Origin of the sequence: Nonomuraea sp. NPDC005983 (assembly GCF_040614375.1) — a bacterium.
GTDB lineage: Bacteria > Actinomycetota > Actinomycetes > Streptosporangiales > Streptosporangiaceae > Nonomuraea.
The window spans coordinates 57,808-76,452 of record NZ_JBEXUP010000001.1 but is presented as its reverse complement, the minus strand read 5'-3'; the positions used below and the strand labels follow the sequence as shown (position 1 = coordinate 76,452).

Sequence of the window (18,645 nt, the reverse complement as noted above, 5' to 3'; positions counted from 1 at the left end):
CTGCCTCCCCCCGAACCCGTCACCTGCCCGAGATTCTCCCAGCCCACGCCGCGAGAGTTCGTTCAGCGGGCGCGGAGGACCAGGATCGCCAGGTCGTCGGCGCTCGGCTCGGCGGCGAACTCCGCCGCGCCCCTGCGGATGCGCTCGGCGACGGCCCTGGCCGACAGCCCCGCGCACTCGGCGAGCAGCTTGGCGAGGCCGCCGTCGTCGTCGAGCAGGCGCCCGCCCGAGCGGCGTTCCGTCACCCCGTCGGTGACCGCGAGCAGCACGTCACCGTGGTCGAGATGGATGGTGTCGGCCTCGAACACCACCTCGTGGAAGACGCCGAGCAGCGACTGCGGGGTGGTCACCGTCTCCACGGCGCCGTTCGGCTTGAGCCGCAGCGCCTCGGGATGCCCGGCCGACACCATGCGTACCTCCAGGCCCGACCCGACCGGGGTGATGTCGCCGTGGAGCAGCGTGAGGAACCTGGCCCGCTCGCCCTCTTCGAGGATCGCCTGGTTGAGCCGGCCGAGGACGGCGGCCACGCCGTACCCCTCGCGGGCGAGCAGCCGCAGCGTGTGGCGGGCCAGGCCGGTCACCGCCGCGGCCTCGGGGCCGGTTCCGCACACGTCGCCGATGGCGAAGCGCCACGAGTCGTCGCCCGCCTTGAACAGGTCGTAGAAGTCGCCGCCGACCTCGTTGACCTCGCCCGCGGGCTCGTACACGACGCCGTAGTCGAGCCCCGGCACCTCGGGCTCGTTGGGCGGCAGCAGACTGCGCTGCAGGGCGCGGTTGGCGGCGGCCTGCTGGGCGTAGACGCGGGCGTTGTCCATGGCCAGCGCCGCACGCCTGCCGATGTCCTCGGCGAACTGGATGACCTCGTCGGCAAAGCGGTCGGACCTGCCCAGGCACATCATGCCGAGGCTGCGCCCGCGCGCCGTCAGCGGCACTGCGAGCACCTGGGAGTCGGCGAGCTGGATGGCGGAGGTGACCCTGGAGTCGACGGACGACACGTCCACCTCGGCCAGTTCCTCGCGCAGCCCGTCGATCCTGGCCTCGTCGGCGTGCCAGAGGTAGGCCAGCCGCGCCGGGCCGGCCACGCTGTCGGAGGTGTAGACGGCGCACCAGCTCGACAGCCTGGGCACCACGATCTGGGCGATGATGGCGGGCACCATGCCGGGGTCGAGCGTGCCGGCCAGCAGGTCGCTCGCGTCGGCGAGGAAACCCAGCCAGTGGGGGCCACGAGACCCCTCCTCCAGCCACTCGGACGTCATCCGATCGCCAGAGCCGGGTAGCGTGAGTCTTGCCCAATGGACACGGGAATCGCCCGCAAAGGTGATTCCCCACTCCTCGACCCCCACGGACGGAGCTTTCGGATCCCCCTGCGCCGCCATGCGCTGCCGCAGCTCAACCTGCACGGCATCGCCAAAGTGCTTCCAGATGACTTCGAACGGCTCGTCGACGGCCTGTTGGGCCAGATCACCCGCCACCTGCTCGGCGGCGTGGAGCATGCCGCCCGCGGCCCACGCGGTCATCACCTCGCGCGTGAACCTCATCGCAGCCGGCACAGCGGTCTCGCCCGGCGCGAAGGTCGCAGCGAGCACCGCATGGGGAGATGCAGTCATCCCACCGTGCCTACCACACTTCGCGCTGACTTGGGGTAAATCCAAGGACAGGACTACGAGCTACTCATCGTGACAGACTTGAATCACTCCCGGAGGGATGCCGGGGGTGAAGGAGGCCCCATGACACCGGCCAAGGCCGCGTCGAGTCCTGAGGAGAGGACCTACACCGAGTCGGATCTCGTCCCGATTCTGGAGACGCTGTTCTCGTGGCGCGACGGAGACTTCCGGCGCCGTGTCCCGCACGCGCCCGCGGGAATCCTGAGCGAGGTGCGGCTGCTGCTCAACGAGGTGGCTGATCGTCGGGAACATCTGGCGAACGAGCTCGTACGGGTGCGCAAGGAAGTCGTCAAGGAAGGCCGCTTCGGCGAGCGCCTGACCCCTGGGCCGGGGGTCGGCGCGTGGGCCGAGAGCGTCGAGTCCGTCAACATGCTGATCGACGCGCTGGTGAGCCCGGTGAGCGGCGCCGCCGACGTGATCGACGCCGTGGCCAAGGGCGACCTGTCGCGCCGGATCGACCTCGACCGCTCGGCGCGCGGCGAGGTGCGCCGCCTGGGCAAGGCCATCAACGGCATGGTCGACCAGCTCGCCCTGTTCAACTCCGAGGTGACCAGGGTGGCCCGCGAGGCGGGCACCGAGGGCCGGCTGGGCGGCGGCGCCAACCTGCGCGGGATGTCCGGCAGCTGGCGCGACCTCACCGAGGCCGTCAACACCATGTCGTCGCGCGTGGCCGCGCAGGTGCGCGACATCGCGGTCGTGACCACCGCGGTGGCCAAGGGCGACCTGAGCCGCAAGGTCACCGTCGACGCCGTCGGCGAGATGTTCGAGCTGAAGAACACCGTCAACACGATGGTCGACCAGCTGTCCGGCTTCGCCGAGGAGGTCACCCGCGTCGCCCGCGAGGTCGGCACCGAGGGGCAGCTGGGCGGCCAGGCCCAGGTGACGGGCGTGTCGGGCGTCTGGAAGGACCTGACCGACAACGTCAACTTCATGGCGAACAACCTGACCTCGCAGGTGCGCAGCATCGCGACGGTGGCGACCGCGGTGGCGCAGGGCAACCTGTCGAAGAAGATCACTGTCGACGCCGAGGGTGAGATCCTGCAGCTCAAGGACACCCTGAACACCATGGTCGACCAGCTGTCGTCCTTCGCCGACGAGGTCACCCGCGTCGCCCGCGAGGTGGGCACCGAGGGCAAGCTGGGCGGCCGGGCCGAGGTGAAGGGCGTGTCGGGCGTCTGGAAGGACCTCACCGACAACGTCAACTCCATGGCCAACAACCTCACCTACCAGGTGCGCAACATCGCCCAGGTGACGACGGCCGTGGCCAACGGCGACCTCACCCGCAAGATCGACGTCGACGCCCAGGGCGAGATCCTCGAACTCAAGTCGACCATGAACACGATGGTCGAGCAGCTGTCGTCGTTCGCGTCCGAGGTGACCCGAGTCGCCCGCGAGGTCGGCACCGAGGGGCAGCTGGGCGGCCAGGCGCAGGTCCGCGGCGTCTCCGGGGTCTGGAAGGACCTCACCGACAACGTCAACTCCATGGCCAACAACCTGACCTCCCAGGTGCGGCAGATCGCGGCGGTCTCGTCCGCGGTGGCGCAGGGCAACCTGTCGAAGAAGATCACTGTCGACGCCCAGGGTGAGATCCTCCAGCTCAAGGACACCCTGAACACCATGGTCGACCAGCTGTCGTCCTTCGCCGACGAGGTCACCCGCGTCGCCCGCGAGGTCGGCACCGAGGGGCAGCTGGGCGGCCAGGCCAGAGTGCAGGGCGTGTCAGGTGTCTGGAAGGACCTCACCGACAACGTCAACTCCATGGCCAACAACCTGACCTCCCAGGTGCGCAACATCGCCGAGGTGACCACCGCGGTCGCCAACGGCGACCTCACCCGCAAGATCGACGTCGACGCCCAGGGCGAGATCCTGGCCCTGAAGACCACCATCAACCGGATGGTCGACCAGCTGTCGTCGTTCGCGTCCGAGGTGACCCGAGTCGCCCGCGAGGTCGGCTCGGAGGGCCAGCTCGGCGGCCAGGCCCGGGTCGAGGGCGTCGAGGGCACCTGGAAGCGGCTCACCGAGAGCGTCAACGAGCTGGCCGGGAACCTGACCACGCAGGTCCGCGCGATCGCGACCGTCACCAGCGCCGTGGCGCGCGGCGACATGACCCGCTCCATCGCCGTCGAGGCGCAGGGCGAGCTGGCGGAGCTGAAGGACAACATCAACTCGATGGTGGCCAACCTCCGCGAGACCACCCAGGCCAACCAGGAGCAGGACTGGCTGAAGTCCAACCTGGCCCGCATCTCACGGCTCATGCAGGGCCACCGCGACCTGTTCGAGGTGGCCAAGCTGACCATGAGCGAGCTGACCCCGCTGGTGTCGGCCCGCTACGGCGCGTTCTACGGCGTCGATCCCGAGGGCGATCACGAGCTGCTGCTGATCGGCGGCTACGGGGTGCGTCCCGACCGGGGGCCGCGCCAGCGCTTCGCGGTCGGCGAGGGCATCGTCGGCCAGGCCGCGGCCGAGGGCCGGCACATCATCCTCGACGACGTGCCGCCGCAGTTCATCACCATCGACAGCGGGCTCAGCCAGTCCACGCCCGCGCAGATCGTGGTGCTGCCGATCCTGTTCGAGAACCGCGTGCTGGGCGTGCTGGAGCTGGCCTCCTTCACCCCGTTCGGGGAGGTGCACCTCGACTTCCTGACGCAGCTCGTCGAGACCATCGGCGTCACGATGAACACGATCATCGCCAACTCCCGCACCGAAGACCTGCTGACGGAGTCGCAGCGGCTCACCCGCGAGCTGCAGGAGCGCTCCGACGAGCTGCAGCGCCAGCAGGAGGAGCTGCGCAGGTCCAACGCCGAACTGGAGGACAAGGCGGCGCTGCTCGCCAAGCAGAACCGGGCGATCGAGATCCAGAACTTCCAGATCGAGCAGGCCCGCCGCACGCTTGAGGAGCGCGCGGAGCAGCTCGCGGTCTCGTCCCGCTACAAGTCCGAGTTCCTCGCCAACATGTCGCACGAGCTGCGCACGCCGCTCAACAGTCTGCTCGTGCTGGCCAAGCTGCTGACCGAGAACGCCGAGGGCAACCTGACCTCGCAGCAGGTCGAGTTCGCCCGGACGATCCACGGCGCGGGTTCCGCGCTGCTCCAGCTGATCAACGACATGCTCGACCTGTCGAAGGTCGAGGCGGGCCGGATGGACATCCACCCGATCCAGGTGTCGCTGCCGAAGATGGTCGACCTGCTGGAGGCCGCGTTCTCGCCGCTCGCCGCCGACAAGGGGCTGGCGTTCACGGTGGACGTCGACACGGACGTGCCGCAGGAGCTGCGGGCCGACGAGCAGCGCCTCCAGCAGGTGCTGCGCAACCTGCTCTCCAACGCGGTGAAGTTCACCCCGAAGGGCGAGGTGAAGCTGCGGGTCGCACCCGCCCCCGCGGGGGTCGACTTCGACGACGACACCCTGCACAACTCCCACGACCTGCTCGCCTTCCAGGTCATCGACACCGGCATCGGCATCGCGCCCGACAAGCGCGAGGTCATCTTCGAGGCGTTCAGGCAGGCCGACGGCACGACCAGCCGCAAGTACGGCGGCACCGGGCTGGGCCTGTCGATCTGCCGCGAGATCGCCAGGCTGCTCGGCGGCGAGATCCACGTCGAGAGCGAGCTGGGCCAGGGCAGCACGTTCACCCTGTACCTGCCGGCCTCGTACTCGGGCCCGCTGGTGGCGACCGACGGCGGCGCCGCCCGCAGGCAGCTCATCGCCGTGCCCGTCGAGGAGCCGCCGGCCCCCGAGCCGATGCCGCTCGATCACCTGCCGCTGCCCGAGCTCATCGACGCGCCCGTCGAGGGCAGTCACTGGCAGGGCGACGACCCGCTCAGCGGAGCGAAGATCCTCATCGTCGACGACGACATCCGCAACGTGTTCGCGCTGACCAGCGTGCTGGAACGGCACGGCTCGACGGTCGTCTACGCCGAGAACGGGCGGGAGGGGATCGAGCAGCTCGAACGGAACGAGGATGTCGGGCTCGTCCTGATGGATATCATGATGCCGGAGATGGACGGGTGGGCCACGACGTCCGCCATCCGGCGCATGCCGCAGTTCGCGGATCTGCCGATCATCGCGTTGACCGCTAAGGTCATGCGGGGCGATCGTGAGAAGAGCATCGCCTCGGGCGCGTCCGACTACGTGCCCAAGCCGGTCGACGTGGACCGCCTGCTCGAACGACTGCGCGGTTGGCTCAGCCGTGGGCGTGGGGCCACGACGGATTCAGCCGAAGGGTCGTGATCGATGGCGGAGCGAGCGAAGATCCTCCTGGTCGATGACCGGGAGGAGAACCTGATCGCACTCGAGGCCATCCTCAGCTCACTCGACCTGGTGCCGGTGCGCGCCAGATCGGGCGAGGAGGCGCTCAAGGCGCTGCTCAACACCGAGTTCGCGCTCATCCTGCTCGACGTGCGCATGCCCGGCATGGACGGGTTCGAGACAGCTGCCCATATCAAGCGACGCGAGCGCACCAGGAACATCCCGATCATCTTCCTGACGGTCGTCGACAGCGCTCCCGACTACGCCTTCCGCAGCTACGCGGCGGGTGCGGTCGACTACCTCACGAAACCGTTCGATCCCTGGGTGCTGCGGGCGAAGGTGTCGGTCTTCGCCGAGCTTTACAACATGAACAAGCGCCTGGCCGAGCAGGCGTCGCTGCTGCGCGACAAGGTCAGCGGCGAGCTGCCGCCGGGCGCGGGCGACCACGCCGCGGTCTTGCCGGAGCTGACGCGCAGGCTGTCGGCGGTGGAGGAAGAGCTGGCGCGGGTGCGCGAGCTCGTCCGCAAGACGCAGGATCCCGGCCTGGCGGGGCCGGTGGCCGACCTGGCCGAGCGGATCGCCCGCCTCCGCTCGGGATTCGACGCGCTGTCCTGAGTTGACTTCCTCCTCCTCCTAACGGAGGGGGAGTCCCACCCTCGCGGGTGAGGTTTCCTGCTTCGCAGCCGACCGCATCCGGGAGGGCCCGGTATGTCTCATGTCAGCTCCACAGGCGGGCACCGCTTGACCAGCGGCCAGAATGTTCTTGGCAGCGTTGATGTCCCGGTCGTGCCGGGTGCCGCAGGACGGGCATTGCCACGTGCGGGTGTTGAGCGAGAGTTCGGCGAGCAGGTGCCCGCACGCCGAGCAGGTCTTGCTGGAGGGGTACCAGCGGTCGATCACGATCAGGTGCCACCCGTGCCTGGCGGTCTTGTACTGCAGTTGGCGCCGGAACTCGCCCCATCCGCAGTCGGAGATGACCCGCGCCAGGCGGCGGCACCGCCGAGCCGGCGGCCGGGGCCTGTCCGGGGTCGCCGGCGGTCCCGCCAGCGGCCATGTCGGTTGCCTCGTCGGCGGCCTCGACGGCGAGAGAGGCGTGCCAGCGGCCGTCGAGGTCGCGGGAGATGCTCACCGTCGTCGGGTTCAGCGTGGCGGGGTCCACCTCGGGCCAGGACCACACGAACTCGACAGGCGCGTCCATCTTGGCCAGGAACAGCCATCCGTTCTTCCAGCGGAACGCCGAGCGGGTGTAGGTCGCCGACTGCTTGCCGTGGCGGGACTTGAACCGGGGGTAGCGGGCGCGTGCGGCGAAGAAGTTCACGAACGCCGTGTACTGGTGGCGCAACGTCTGCTGCAACGGCACGGAGGAGACGTCGAGCAGGAACCCGAACTCAGGGTCACGCTTCAGCTCGGTCAGGTACCGGTCGCTCTGCGCGTAGGACGTCGTGACCCCGTCGGCGTGATAGCGGTTCTGCCGCCACGCCAGCGTCTTGTTCCACACCAGGCGTACGCAGCCGAACGTGCGGTTCAGCACCGCCGCTTGTTCGGGGGTGGGGTAGACCCGCACCTTGTACGCCGTACGCATGTTCGTATGTTGCCGCAGCACGGAAAGATCCGTCAGCGAAAGGGAGAAGGTGAGGTTATGTGTGCTTCGCGCCCTGGGTTGTCCCGGCTCCGCCGGGCCCCCCTTGCGGGGCCGGAGTCCGCCCGGCCCTGAAGGACCGGGCTTCCTCCGGAGGTCATGGTAAAAACCGCGAACAACCTCCGTTAAGAGGGTGAATTATCCGTATTTCTGGTGCCTAGAGTCGGAGTGATCCGGCGCTAGGAGGCCGACATGGTATTCGAGCATGCCTTCCTTCGGGAGCTCGTCGCGCTGAAGGACGAGGTCGGCGTGGTGTCGTTGTACGTCACCGCCGACCCTCGGGAGGAGACGGCCATCAGGCCCGTCTGGGAGATCCAGCTTCGCAACGAGCTGGTGGCCATGCGGGAGCAGGTGTCCGAGTGGCCGGAGAGGGATCGGCGCATGGCCGTCCTCGGCCATCTCGACAAGCTGGAGCCGTACGTCCTGGAGCTGGTGAACCCCGCCGCGTCCGGGATCGGGCGGGTGCTCGTCTCGCCGGTGAGCGACGACGACGTGCGGATGACCACGTTGCAGGTGCCTGTCGGCACCTGCGCGGTGCTGGAGTCGACCGCGTACGTACGGCCGCTCGTCACCGCGATGGCCACCGGCGCGCCCGCCGGGATCGCGCTGATCTCCCGCGACGGCGTGCGGCTGATCGACCACAGGTACGGCCTCGCCGAGGACGTCTACCAGTCGGTCTTCACCCTCGACACCGGCGACTGGCGGAAGATGCGCGGGCCCGCCTCCCCGAGCGCGGCGCGGCAGTCGTCGGTCCTGTTCGACAAGTTCCAGCGCCGCGTGGACGTGAACCTCCAGCGCTACCTGCACGCGATCGCACCACAGATCGGCAGCCGGATGGGACGGCTGCGCTGGACGGACCTGCTGCTGGTCGGCGACCCGAAGCTGACGGAGACGGTGGCGGCGGCGCTGCGCCCCCTGGCGGTCATCCAGGCCGACACGATCATCCCGCCGTCGCTGCACGCGCCCGACGTGGTCAAACACGTCTCCGGCACGCTGGCCGAGGTACGGGCGCGCCGCGACGCCGCGCTGGTCAGCCAGGTCAAGGACGCCGCGTTCTCCGGAGGCCACGGCGCGCTGGGGCTCGGGCAGACGCTGGCGCTGCTGAACGAGGGCCGGGTGGACGACCTGCTGCTCGACGAGAACGGGCGGTGGCACGGCGGGCGCGGGCCCGACGGCTTCCTCTACCCCGCCGGGCAGGTGCCGCCGGGCGTGCAGGCGGTGGAGGAGCCGGACCTGGGCGAGCGGATGATCGAGCGAGCGCTGGAGAGCGGCGCCCAGGTCACCATCCTCACCGCGCAGGCCGCGGCCGAGCTGGCGGACCACGACGGCGTGGCCGCGCACCTGCGCTGGTGAACCGGGGTCAGCGGTCGACCGGCGCGAGCTCATGACCGGGGTCAGCGGTCGACCGGCGCGAGCGAGCCGCCTGAACCCGCGTCGGCGGGCACTCGAACGAACCGGCCGGCGTCGGGCGGGCTAGTGTCTGGCGCGCTCCAAGGCGTCCCAGAAGCCGCGGCGGAGCGCGTGACGCACCTCGTCGTGCAGCAGGAAGTCGATCGGCAGCGACGACCCCTGCAACAGCCTGGCCTCCAGGTCGGACGGCATGCGCGGCTTGCGCGCGAGCACCGCCTCCAGCCAGAGCGCGGGCGCGTCGCGGGCGACGGACTCGCCGAAGTCGTGCCCCTCCCTGTGCGCGGACTTGACCGCGTCGGCCAGCGTCGTGGCGCCCGCGGTGGCCGCGGGCGGCGGGACGGGCGCGGGCTGCGGCCCGGTGTAGGGGCCGAGCTGCGACGGCTGGTAACCGCCGGGGGGCGAGGAGAACTGGCCGGTCATCGGCGACTGCTGGACGGGCCCCGTCGCGGGCGCGGCAGGCGGCGGCGTGACGGGCTGCTCGGACGGGAACGTGTACGAGGGAAGCGCGGGCGGCGTGGCAGCCTGGCCCCGGCTCGGCGGCAGGCCACCAGCGGTGGGCTGGCTCTGCGGGGGCTGCTCGGCCGGGGGCGCGGCGTGGCTGCCGCTGCTCTTCTGCGGCGCGGGCGGCAGGGACGGCAGTGCGGGCGTGGGCGGCGGCGCGGACGATGGCGCGGGCGGCGGTGTGATCGACGGTGTGATCGGCGGTGTGATCGGCGGCGCCGACGGCTGCGAGGCGGGCGGCAGCGAGTGCGCGGCATGGCCGTTGCTCATCGGCTGGTGACCGCTCCCGGCCGGCTGATGCCCGTTGCCCAGCGAGTGGTGGCCGTTGCTGAGCGGCTGGTGCCCGTTGGACGCCTCGACGGCCCCGCTGACCAGGTTGACGTAGGGACGCAGGTGGTTCGCGCCGATCTCGATGAGATCGTCGCCCTCCTGCCTGAGCGTGCGGGAGACGGCCCAGCTGCCCTCGGTGGTGATGTGCACGACGGTCACCCTGATGCCGAGGTCCTGGGCGTCGCAGACGACCTGGGCGAGGTCCTCGTCGCCGCTGACCACCACGGCGTCGCAGATGGCGCTGTTGCGGGCCAGCGTCATCAGGTCGCGGTGCACCTGCGCATCGACGCCCTCGCGGCGGCCGGGGCGGATGCGGGAGAGCCTGAGCTTGAGGCCGGGGATGTCGGCCAGCGCGTCGTGCTCGGGGGTCCGGCGGCCCTCGACGGTGGCCTCGTACCAGTAGCAGCGCAGCAGCGGCAGGCCGGTGCGCTCGCGTGCCAGGTTGCTCATGAGCTGGAGCAACCCGGGATAGTCCCAGGAAACGGCCTCGCGATGGCGGGTCCCATGCACGGCCATCGCGCCGTCAGCCAGCAGATAGCCAGCGTCCACGAACAGCGCGCAGCGATCCACTGACACCGCCCCTTTCTTGGGTGGCCCCGAGCTTGCCGGCCCTGCACCGTCAGAGACCGGACTCCAGCGGCCCTCTCTCAGGGTAATGAAGACCGGTGATCGTGCGAGGGTTAATCCCGACGATTCGCCCCGCGCACGACGTTACGCCAGCACAGCTACGCAGACCGTACCAGTTTGTCCTGTTATGGGTTACGAGCGTGCGGGGACACTCACCGCGGCGACACCGAACAGCACGACGTCGTCCTCGGTGGTGATCAGCAACCCCGGATCGGAGCCGAGCGGGGCGCCGAACGTGTCGACGTCCATGCCGAACGTCATCCCCCGCACGCCGTTGGCAGAGCCGTCGAAGACGTTCGCCGGGTCGCGTCCGCCGCTCGCCGGCGTGAGCGGCCCCGAGCCGAGCGAGACCGTGTCGCCGCCGAGGTCGGCGTCGCCCTCCCAGGTGACCAGCTCGACCCTGGCGGAGGACGCCGACGGGCTCAGCCCGTCGAGCGGGATCCGCGCCGTGCCCGCCTCGCCGCCCACCACTGTGGCCGCGTCGAGCACCACCGCCTGGCTGTACGGCAGGGCGGGGTCGGCCAGGATCACCACCAGGCTCCACCCGGCGTGCTGCGAGACCCCCGTCGCCATCGGCGGATCGGCCGCCCACCACGTGCCGGACCCGTGGGTGCTGCTGACGAGCCCGGTGACATCGGCGAACGCCTGGTAGGCGGGGCCCGAGGGCAGCGCCCGCGTCAGCACCTGAGTGGGCGTGATCGACAGGTATCTCTTGCGTCCGGGCGGCCTGAACTTGATCGGCCCGGCCGTCGCGACGCCGGCCGACCAGTAGAGCCCGGCCCACCCGATCCGGCTGCCCCGGGGCAGGTCGAGGGTGGCGCCGCTGGACGCGGTCGTGCTCGCCACCGTGTCCTGGTCGAGCGGGACCATCGGCCACTGGTCGTTGTCGCGCCTGTCGCCGACGCGCCTGCGCGCCTCGGCGCAGCCCTCGATCTCGTCCGGGCAGGTCAGCAGCGCGTTGCCGACCGCCTTGACCACCACCCTGCCCTCGGTGGCGAACCTGGCCGCCGCGCCGGTGGGCCGCACGCCCGCGACCGCCCGCGCCCTGATCCGCACCTGCCCGGACGCGACATGGACGGCGGGCGCCAGGCCCTCCGGCGCGTCGGCGGCGACCCGCACCCGCAGGAACGTCGCGGTGCTCCGGCCCGCCCCGAGCGGGCCTCTGACGCAGTTCGCCCCGTATCCGGCCGGACGGCATGACCAGCCGTCGGCCGCCCCGGCCCCGCCGGCGGGGGCGAAGCCCTGCCCCTGGCCGGCCGGCGGGCTCATCGTCACGCCGGGCGGCAGGTCGACCTTGGCCCGCAGGTCCTTGCTCGGCTGGCTGCCGGTGTTGCGCAGCCGCAGCCCGACGATGCCGGACTGGTCGCGTACGAGCGTGCCGAGCGCGTCGATCGTCGCACGCAGCCGCACCGCGCCCACGCTCTCGTGGACGGTGGGCGCCGGCTGGGGACGGACCAGCGTCGGCTCGTCCGGCGGCTCGGACGGCTCGGCCTGGAAGGAGGCGGCGAGCGGGACGTGCGCGGTCGGCTGCGGCACCGGCTCCTCGGTCAGGACCAGCAGGAACGCGGCCCCCACGGCCACCGTGGCCGTCAGCCCCCCGGCCACGGCCGCCAACTGCTGCCTCGACACCCGCCGCAGCAGAGAGCCAGCCGCCTCCCGCTGCGACCGGCCGAGCGGACGGTGAGCGCCTCTCACGCCCGACCGCAGCCGGCGGGCCGGGCCGCCCGCTCTCTGCCGCAGCCGGCCGAGCAGGCGCGGGGGGCCATCCGATCCTGGGCTGCCCAGCTCTGCCAGGTACCCGGCGAAGGCGGGGCCGACGACCAGGGGGCCCACGATGACGCGCAGCCCTCGGTCGATGTCCGTCAGCTCCAGAAGCACCGAGCGGCACTCGGCGCAGCCGCGCACGTGCTCGTCGACGGCGCGGGCCTCGCGCCTGGGCAAGCCGTCCCTGACGTGCACGCCCATCTTGCGGAGCACCGGGCGGCACTCCTGCCGCGGCGCCGCGCTCAGGCGCAGTTGCAGGCACGCCTGCCTGAGCCCCTCCCGCGCCCGGAAGACCAGCGCGGACACCCCGCCGGCTGACAGCCCGAGCAGCGGCGCGACCTCGGCGGGGGTGGCGCCCTCGACCTCGGTGTGCCAGAGCACCGCCCGCCACCGCTCGGGCAGCGTGCGGAACGCCCTGGCGACCGGGGACCTCTCCAGACCGACAAGTGCCGGGTCGACCAAGGGCACGCCGGGGTCGAACCGGCCGGACTCCCCGGCGGCCATGTGGGGGCTCTCCACCCGCGTCCGGTCGTAGACGGTGCGCCGGACCACGGTCAGCAGGTACGTACGGAAGCCCGACTCCGGCCCGCCTCCCCTGCCGACCAGGTCGAGGATCCTCGTGAACGCCTCGGCGACCACGTCCTCGACCTCGGCCTCGCCCCTGACGAGCTGCCTGGCCAGCGCCCGCGCGGCACCCGCGTGACGCTCGTGGAGCCGTTCGTACGCGGTGGCGTCGCCCTCACGTACCGCCTGGAGCAGATCCGCGTCGCCCCAGGGGATCTCAGCACTCATAGTGACCTCACGATTACCCGGTGTTGCATCACGGATTCCTTCCGCACCCAGCGCCATGACTAAACCCCGACCGTGGCTTTACGTATGGGAGGCGGTCCGGTGCGCACCTGGCGGCCCCATAGGCTGGGGACCATGACGGATCGCGACGACCTGCTGGCCGAGATCAAGAAGAAGGCCGTGGTGCACGGCAGGGTGGTGCTCTCCTCAGGTCAGGAGGCCGACTTCTATCTCGACCTGCGCAGGATCACCCTCGACGGCGCCGCGGCGCCCCTGGTCGGCAGGGTGATGCTCGACCTGACGGCCGATTTGGAGTACGACGCCGTGGGCGGGCTGACGCTGGGCGCCGACCCGGTGGCCAGCGCGATGATGCACGCCGCCGCGGCCAGGGGCCGCACGCTCGACGCGTTCGTGGTGCGCAAGGCGCAGAAGGCGCACGGCATGCAGCGCAGGATCGAGGGCCCCGAGGTGCGGGGGCGCCGGGTGCTCGCGGTCGAGGACACCTCGACGACCGGCACGTCCCCGCTGACGGCTGTCGAGGCGCTGCGCGAGGCGGGCGCCGAGGTGGTGGCGGTGGCGACGATCGTCGAGCGGGGTGCCGCGCCCCGGATGGCCGAGGAGGGCCTCGACTACCGCAGCGCCTTCACGCTCGACGACCTCGGGCTCTGAACGCCTCCCACAGCGGCACGCGCACCGGCGCCGTGAACGCCTCCTGAACCGGCACGCGCACGGGCGCTGTGAACGCCTCCCGAAGCGGCACGCGCAGCGGCGCTGTGAACGCCTCCCGCGGCCACGCGTTCACCGGCCTTTGACGGTGAACGCCTCCCGCGCGCCGGGCTTGCCCTGCGCGCGGAGCGTGCCGTTCTCGGTCACGCGGACGGTGCCCGCGTCGGCGAGCACCACGTCCAGTTCGGGCTCGAAGTAGCTGACCTCCTCACCCCTGCCCATGTCGCGGTACTGGAGGACGTCGCCGCCGGGCACTCTGACCGTGACGAGCGGGCAGGTGTCGGCGACGCACTCGATGCGCACCGTCGGCACCTGGGCGGCCGACGGAGGCGCGGCGGAGGCGCGCTGGTGCTCGGGCTGCGGCGCCCGCGTGCTGAGCGAGGCGAACAGCGCCCGCCCGCCGACGACCAGGAGCGCGGCGACCCCGGCGACCGCCAGGACGACGAGCGCGAGGCGGGCGAGACTCATCGGATCGGACCTGTGACGTCCCACACACCGGAGCGTACCCGTCGGTAGGCTCGCCTTCCCGATCTCTACGGAACGCGGTGGTGCTTGCCGGTCGGCGTCTGCGCCTGCTTGCCCGCCCGGCGGGTCTTGACGACCTCGACGATGATCGGGATCAGCGAGATGGCCACGATGAGGAAGACCCCGGGCAGGATGTACTTGTCGATCTGCTTGGGGTCGACCTGGCTGCCGAGGAAGTGGCCGATCAGCAGCATGCTCTCGACCCAGAGCACGCCGCCGACCACGTTCCACACGAAGAACCGGCGGGCCGGCATCTCCAGCACGCCCGCGACGGGGTTCAGGAAGGTGCGGACGATCGGCACGAACCGGGCGATGACCACCGCCCTGGCGGGGCCGAACTTCTCGAAGAAGTGCTCGGCCTTCTCCACGTACTCCTTCTTGAACAGCCGTGAGTCCGGCTTCTCGAAGAGCCTGCGCCCGACCTTCACCCCGATGAGATGGCCGAGCTGCGCACCCGCGATCGCGCACAGCGGCGTGCCGATGAGCAGCACGGGGAAGGACAGCGGCTCGATGCCGATCCCCTTCGCCGCCGCCGCGGAGCTGAAGATGCCCGCGGCCACGAGCAGCGAGTCACCGGGCAGGAAGAAGCCGATGAGCAGACCCGTCTCGGCGAAGATGATGGCCAGCACGCCGATCGTGGCGAACGCGCCGAGGATGGTGAGCCACCAGGTCGGGTCGAGGAGATTGGAAAGCCAGTCCACACAGGGAGCCTACCTGGAGCAGGGTATTCCGCGGTGAGGAGCGGCGGACGCGTTGTCACTACCACGCGGGGTACTAAGTCGGGATACTGAGCTCGCGACGGGGCTCGCGCGAAGCCGTACTTCCCAGGGAGATGAATCATGCCCATAGCGACTCCAGAGGTCTACGCCGAGATGCTCGACCGGGCCAAGGCCGGTGGATTCGCCTACCCGGCGATCAACGTGACCTCCTCTCAGACGTTGAACGCCGCGCTGCGCGGCTTCGCCGAAGCCGAGAGCGACGGCATCGTGCAGGTGTCCACCGGTGGCGCCGAGTTCCTGTCGGGCACCACGGTCAAGGACATGGTGATCGGCGCGAGCGCGCTGGCCGAGTACGCCAGGGTGGTGGCCGCCAAGTACCCGGTCACCGTGGCCCTGCACACCGACCACTGCCCGAAGGACAAGCTCGACGGCTACATGCGGCCGCTGATCGACATCTCCCTGGAGCGGGTGTCGAAGGGGCTCGACCCGCTCTTCCAGTCGCACATGTGGGACGGCTCCGCCGTGCCCCTCGAGGAGAACCTGGAGATCGCCCAGGAGCTCCTGGAGAAGTGCGCCCGCGCCAGGATCATCATGGAGGCGGAGATCGGCGTCGTCGGCGGCGAGGAGGACGGCGTCGTCGGCGAGATCAACGAGAAGCTCTACACGACACCCGAAGACGCGCTCGCCACGGCCGAGGCCCTCGGGCTCGGCGAGAGGGGCCGGTACCTGCTGGCCGCCACGTTCGGCAACGTCCACGGGGTGTACAAGCCGGGGCACGTGAAGCTACGGCCGAGCGTGCTGAAGGAGATCCAGGACGCGGTCGGCGCCAAGTACGGCAAGGACAAGCCGTTCGACCTGGTCTTCCACGGCGGCTCCGGCTCGGCGCTGGAGGAGATCCACGAGGCGATCTCGTACGGCGTGGTCAAGATGAACGTCGACACCGACACGCAGTACGCCTTCACCAGGCCCATCGCCGACCACATGTTCCGCAACTACGACGGCGTGCTCAAGGTCGACGGCGACGTCGGCAACAAGAAGACCTACGACCCGCGCTCGTACGGCAAGGCCGCCGAGACGGGGATGGCGGCCCGCATCGTCGAGGCGTGCCAGAACCTCAAGAGCGCCGGAACGAAGATCTCCTAGCCACTTTCGGTGCCCGGCGGGTATGACTTGTCCTATGGACAACCTTCTCGCCGGGCCGCCGCCGACCTACCTGCCGGATCTGCCCGAGGCCCGAGAGGCGCTCGAATCCGGCGCCAAGGCCGCTGACGTGGCCGCCCGCTTCCCTGCCCATCCAGCGGCGTGGGCGGCGCTCGCGGAGGAGTACTTCGCGAAGGGGCACGCCGTCACCTCCTACGCCTTCGCACGTACCGGCTACCATCGCGGGCTCGACCAACTGCGACGCAGCGGCTGGAAGGGCCACGGGCCCGTCCCGTGGGAACATGAGCCGAACCGCGGCTTCCTGCGGTGCCTGTACGCGCTGTCGAGGGCCGCCCAGGCGATCGGCGAGAAGGACGAGGCCGAGCGCTGCGTCCAGTTCCTCAAAGACAGCAGTGACACCGCCTACGACGCGCTGACCCAGAACTAGCTCTTGGGACATTTAGCCATACTCGGGTAGTCTCACTACGCAAGAGCCCCTGTCGCGCTTGCGCCAGGGGTTTTCGTTTTGCGTTCGGGAGACTAGAACCATGCCGGCTGTCGTTCTCGTGGGTGCCCAGTGGGGCGATGAGGGCAAAGGCAAGGCCACCGACCTGCTCGGTGGCGACGTCGACTACGTCGTCCGCTACCAGGGTGGTAATAACGCGGGCCACACGGTGGTGATCGGCGACCAGAAATACGCCCTGCATCTGCTTCCCACCGGGATCCTCTCGCCCCACGTCGTGCCGGTCATCGGCAACGGCGTGGTGGTCGACCCCGGAGTGCTGCTCAGCGAGATCGACGGGCTCGCCGCGCGCGGCATCTCCGCCGAGCGCCTGCTGATCTCGGCGAACGCGCACCTGATCATGCCTCACCACAAGGCGCTCGACAAGGTCACCGAACGCTATCTGGGCAAGGCCAAGATCGGCACGACCGGGCGCGGCATCGGCCCCGCCTACGGCGACAAGATCTACCGGATGGGTGTGCGCGTCCAGGACCTGCTCGACCCGGGCATTCTGGCCAAGAAGATCGACGCCGTGCTGACCGAGAAGAACCAGGTGCTCACCAAGGTCTACAACCGGCGCGGGATCGAGGCCGAGCGCGTCCTGGAGGAGTACCTGGCGTACGCCGAGCGGCTCAAGCCGCACATCGCCGACACCTCGCTCGTGCTGAGCAAGGCGCTGGACGAGGGCAAGTTCGTCCTGCTGGAGGGCGGCCAGGGCACGCTGCTGGACATCGACCACGGCACCTACCCGTTCGTCACGTCGTCCTCGCCGACGTCCGGAGGGGCGTGCGCCGGGTCCGGCATCCCGCCGACGCGACTGACCCGCGTGATCGGCATCCTCAAGGCCTACACGACCCGCGTCGGCTCCGGCCCGTTCCCGACCGAGCTCGAGGACGAGATGGGCGAGTGGCTGCGCACGACCGGCGGCGAGTACGGCGTCACCACCGGCCGCAACCGCCGCTGCGGCTGGTTCGACGCGGTCATCGCCAGGTACGCGACCCGGATCAACGGCGTCACCGACTTCTTCCTCACCAAGCTGGACGTGCTGTCGGGTCTGGAGCGGATCCCGGTGTGCGTGGCGTACGAGGTCGACGGCGTCAGGCACGACGAGATCCCGATGACCCAGACGGACTTCCACCACGCCAAGCCCGTGTACGAGGAGCTGCCCGGCTGGCAGGAGGACATCTCGGAGGCCAAGTCCTTCGAGGACCTGCCTCCCAACGCGCAGTCGTACGTGCGCGCCCTGGAGCAGATGAGCGGCGCCCCGATCTCCGCCATCGGCGTGGGCCCGGGCCGCGACCAGACGCTGGTGCTCCGCTCGCTGGTCTGACCGGCCGTCACGCGGTGAGGACGGCGGCCGTCATGGGTGTGTGGACGGTCCAGCCGAGGGTCCGGTAGAGGGAGCGGCCCGCGGGGGTGGCCACGAGGATGCCCGTGTGGGCACCGCACGACGCGGCCCTGGCCGACAGGGCGGTCATGATGACGCTGCCCAGCCCCCGGCGGCGGTGTGTGGCGGCCGTTTCGACCTGGTCCACGACGGCGGTGGCGCCCGTGATGGCGATCTGGCCGCGGGCCGCCACCTCGCCCGCCTGCGTCAGGAGGCGGGCGGTCGTCAGGTGCGCCCTGGTCGTGACGGCCAGGGCGTAACCGGGCGGGGCCGTCGCCTCGGCGTGTTCCAGGGAGGCCGTCATCATGTACTCGGGCTCCTTGACCTCCCAGCGCGTCGGAAGCCAGCGACTCACCGACTCGGCGGGGGCGCAGAGCTTGAGCCAGGTGCCCGGCGTGGTGATCCGGGACGTCAGGTGGCGCAGGAAGACCGGGTCGGGGTCGGGGAGGATGTGCCGGGCCACGTGATCGGGAAGCCCCACGTCGACCCTCAGGCCCCAGGGCTCCTCCACGGGCTGGGGGGCGTTGCGCGAGAGGACCCATCCGTCCACCCACGCCCTGACCGTCGCGGGCCGGACCGTTTCGAGAGCCTCCGTCATGTCGTCCAGGTTATTGCTATGTAGCCGGATTATTTGCCTGAAATGGGACGTCGAGGGCGGAAGTGCCGGACCCTATCGT

The 18,645-nt window shown here is 70.5% G+C and carries 14 protein-coding genes and 1 pseudogene; 7 read left to right on the top strand and 8 right to left on the bottom strand.

Going from position 1 to position 18,645, the window contains the following annotated elements:
- Positions 1–62 precede the first annotated feature (62 nt).
- Positions 63–1,607 (bottom strand): GAF domain-containing SpoIIE family protein phosphatase, encoded by a 1,545-nt coding sequence (locus tag ABZ297_RS00350; protein WP_355337044.1) that lies wholly within the window; start codon positions 1,605–1,607, stop codon positions 63–65.
- Positions 1,608–1,727: 120 nt separating this feature from the next.
- Between ABZ297_RS00350 and ABZ297_RS00345 the strand changes: the two genes are divergently transcribed.
- Together ABZ297_RS00345 and ABZ297_RS00340 are read left to right on the top strand one after the other, a co-directional pair.
- Positions 1,728–5,891, top strand: a complete 4,164-nt coding sequence (locus ABZ297_RS00345) for a HAMP domain-containing protein (protein ID WP_355337042.1) — start codon at positions 1,728–1,730, stop codon at positions 5,889–5,891.
- Positions 5,892–5,894: 3 nt separating this feature from the next.
- Positions 5,895–6,524, top strand: a complete 630-nt coding sequence (locus ABZ297_RS00340) for a response regulator (protein WP_355337040.1) — start codon at positions 5,895–5,897, stop codon at positions 6,522–6,524.
- Positions 6,525–6,542: 18 nt separating this feature from the next.
- Here the strand turns inward: ABZ297_RS00340 and ABZ297_RS00335 are convergent, their stop codons facing one another.
- Together ABZ297_RS00335 and ABZ297_RS00330 are read right to left on the bottom strand one after the other, a co-directional pair.
- Complete coding sequence (locus ABZ297_RS00335) at positions 6,543–6,848, bottom strand: zinc ribbon domain-containing protein (protein ID WP_355337496.1); 306 nt, start codon at positions 6,846–6,848, stop codon at positions 6,543–6,545.
- Positions 6,849–7,416: 568 nt separating this feature from the next.
- Positions 7,417–7,491, bottom strand: a pseudogene (locus ABZ297_RS00330) (helix-turn-helix domain-containing protein); the annotation flags it as partial.
- Positions 7,492–7,740: 249 nt separating this feature from the next.
- Here ABZ297_RS00330 and ABZ297_RS00325 point away from each other — a divergent pair.
- Positions 7,741–8,901, top strand: coding sequence for a VLRF1 family aeRF1-type release factor (locus tag ABZ297_RS00325; RefSeq protein ID WP_355337038.1), 1,161 nt, complete (start codon positions 7,741–7,743; stop codon positions 8,899–8,901).
- A 120-nt stretch (positions 8,902–9,021) separates the two neighbouring features.
- On the opposite strand, the gene ABZ297_RS00320 is transcribed toward ABZ297_RS00325, so the two are convergent.
- Together ABZ297_RS00320 and ABZ297_RS00315 are read right to left on the bottom strand one after the other, a co-directional pair.
- A complete protein-coding gene (locus ABZ297_RS00320) occupies positions 9,022–10,359 on the bottom strand; it encodes an NYN domain-containing protein (RefSeq protein ID WP_355337493.1) in 1,338 nt (445 codons plus the stop codon).
- 189 nt (positions 10,360–10,548) lie between these two features.
- The gene (locus tag ABZ297_RS00315; protein ID WP_355337036.1) at positions 10,549–12,972 is read right to left on the bottom strand and encodes a sigma-70 family RNA polymerase sigma factor; all 2,424 of its coding nucleotides are present in this window, start codon (positions 12,970–12,972) and stop codon (positions 10,549–10,551) included.
- A 132-nt stretch (positions 12,973–13,104) separates the two neighbouring features.
- Here ABZ297_RS00315 and pyrE point away from each other — a divergent pair, with 132 nt between their 5' ends.
- Positions 13,105–13,638: an orotate phosphoribosyltransferase gene (gene pyrE / locus ABZ297_RS00310; protein ID WP_355337034.1), complete on the top strand. Its 534-nt coding sequence runs from the start codon at positions 13,105–13,107 to the stop codon at positions 13,636–13,638.
- A gap of 129 nt (positions 13,639–13,767) precedes the next feature.
- On the opposite strand, the gene ABZ297_RS00305 is transcribed toward pyrE, so the two are convergent.
- Positions 13,768–14,163, bottom strand: coding sequence for a hypothetical protein (locus ABZ297_RS00305; RefSeq protein ID WP_355337033.1), 396 nt, complete (start codon positions 14,161–14,163; stop codon positions 13,768–13,770).
- A gap of 65 nt (positions 14,164–14,228) precedes the next feature.
- Complete coding sequence (locus ABZ297_RS00300; RefSeq protein ID WP_355337031.1) at positions 14,229–14,921, bottom strand: DedA family protein; 693 nt, start codon at positions 14,919–14,921, stop codon at positions 14,229–14,231.
- Between the two features lie 138 nt (positions 14,922–15,059).
- Here ABZ297_RS00300 and fbaA point away from each other — a divergent pair, with 138 nt between their 5' ends.
- The 3 genes from fbaA to ABZ297_RS00285 all read left to right on the top strand — a co-directional run bounded on the left by fbaA (position 15,060) and on the right by ABZ297_RS00285 (position 17,911).
- Positions 15,060–16,082 carry a class II fructose-bisphosphate aldolase gene (gene fbaA / locus ABZ297_RS00295; protein ID WP_355337029.1) on the top strand — a complete coding sequence of 341 codons (1,023 nt, stop codon included), beginning with the start codon at positions 15,060–15,062 and terminating at the stop codon, positions 16,080–16,082.
- A 34-nt stretch (positions 16,083–16,116) separates the two neighbouring features.
- Positions 16,117–16,527, top strand: coding sequence for a DUF3151 domain-containing protein (locus ABZ297_RS00290; RefSeq protein WP_355337027.1), 411 nt, complete (start codon positions 16,117–16,119; stop codon positions 16,525–16,527).
- Between the two features lie 100 nt (positions 16,528–16,627).
- Positions 16,628–17,911, top strand: coding sequence for an adenylosuccinate synthase (locus ABZ297_RS00285; RefSeq protein WP_355337025.1), 1,284 nt, complete (start codon positions 16,628–16,630; stop codon positions 17,909–17,911).
- A 7-nt stretch (positions 17,912–17,918) separates the two neighbouring features.
- Here the strand turns inward: ABZ297_RS00285 and ABZ297_RS00280 are convergent, their stop codons facing one another.
- A complete protein-coding gene (locus tag ABZ297_RS00280) occupies positions 17,919–18,566 on the bottom strand; it encodes a GNAT family N-acetyltransferase (RefSeq protein WP_355337023.1) in 648 nt (215 codons plus the stop codon).
- Positions 18,567–18,645: the final 79 nt, after the last annotated feature.

Bases quoted from the DNA above. Each gene is read 5' to 3' on its own strand.
- ABZ297_RS00350 (WP_355337044.1), bottom strand. From the start codon at position 1,607: ATGACTGCATCTCCCCATGCGGTGCTCGCTGCGACCTTCGCGCCGGGC.
- ABZ297_RS00345 (WP_355337042.1), top strand. From the start codon at position 1,728: ATGACACCGGCCAAGGCCGCGTCGAGTCCTGAGGAGAGGACCTACACC.
- ABZ297_RS00340 (WP_355337040.1), top strand. From the start codon at position 5,895: ATGGCGGAGCGAGCGAAGATCCTCCTGGTCGATGACCGGGAGGAGAAC.
- ABZ297_RS00325 (WP_355337038.1), top strand. From the start codon at position 7,741: ATGGTATTCGAGCATGCCTTCCTTCGGGAGCTCGTCGCGCTGAAGGAC.
- ABZ297_RS00315 (WP_355337036.1), bottom strand. From the start codon at position 12,972: ATGAGTGCTGAGATCCCCTGGGGCGACGCGGATCTGCTCCAGGCGGTA.
- pyrE (WP_355337034.1), top strand. From the start codon at position 13,105: ATGACGGATCGCGACGACCTGCTGGCCGAGATCAAGAAGAAGGCCGTG.
- ABZ297_RS00305 (WP_355337033.1), bottom strand. From the start codon at position 14,163: ATGAGTCTCGCCCGCCTCGCGCTCGTCGTCCTGGCGGTCGCCGGGGTC.
- fbaA (WP_355337029.1), top strand. From the start codon at position 15,060: ATGCCCATAGCGACTCCAGAGGTCTACGCCGAGATGCTCGACCGGGCC.
- ABZ297_RS00290 (WP_355337027.1), top strand. From the start codon at position 16,117: ATGGACAACCTTCTCGCCGGGCCGCCGCCGACCTACCTGCCGGATCTG.
- ABZ297_RS00285 (WP_355337025.1), top strand. From the start codon at position 16,628: ATGCCGGCTGTCGTTCTCGTGGGTGCCCAGTGGGGCGATGAGGGCAAA.
- ABZ297_RS00280 (WP_355337023.1), bottom strand. From the start codon at position 18,566: ATGACGGAGGCTCTCGAAACGGTCCGGCCCGCGACGGTCAGGGCGTGG.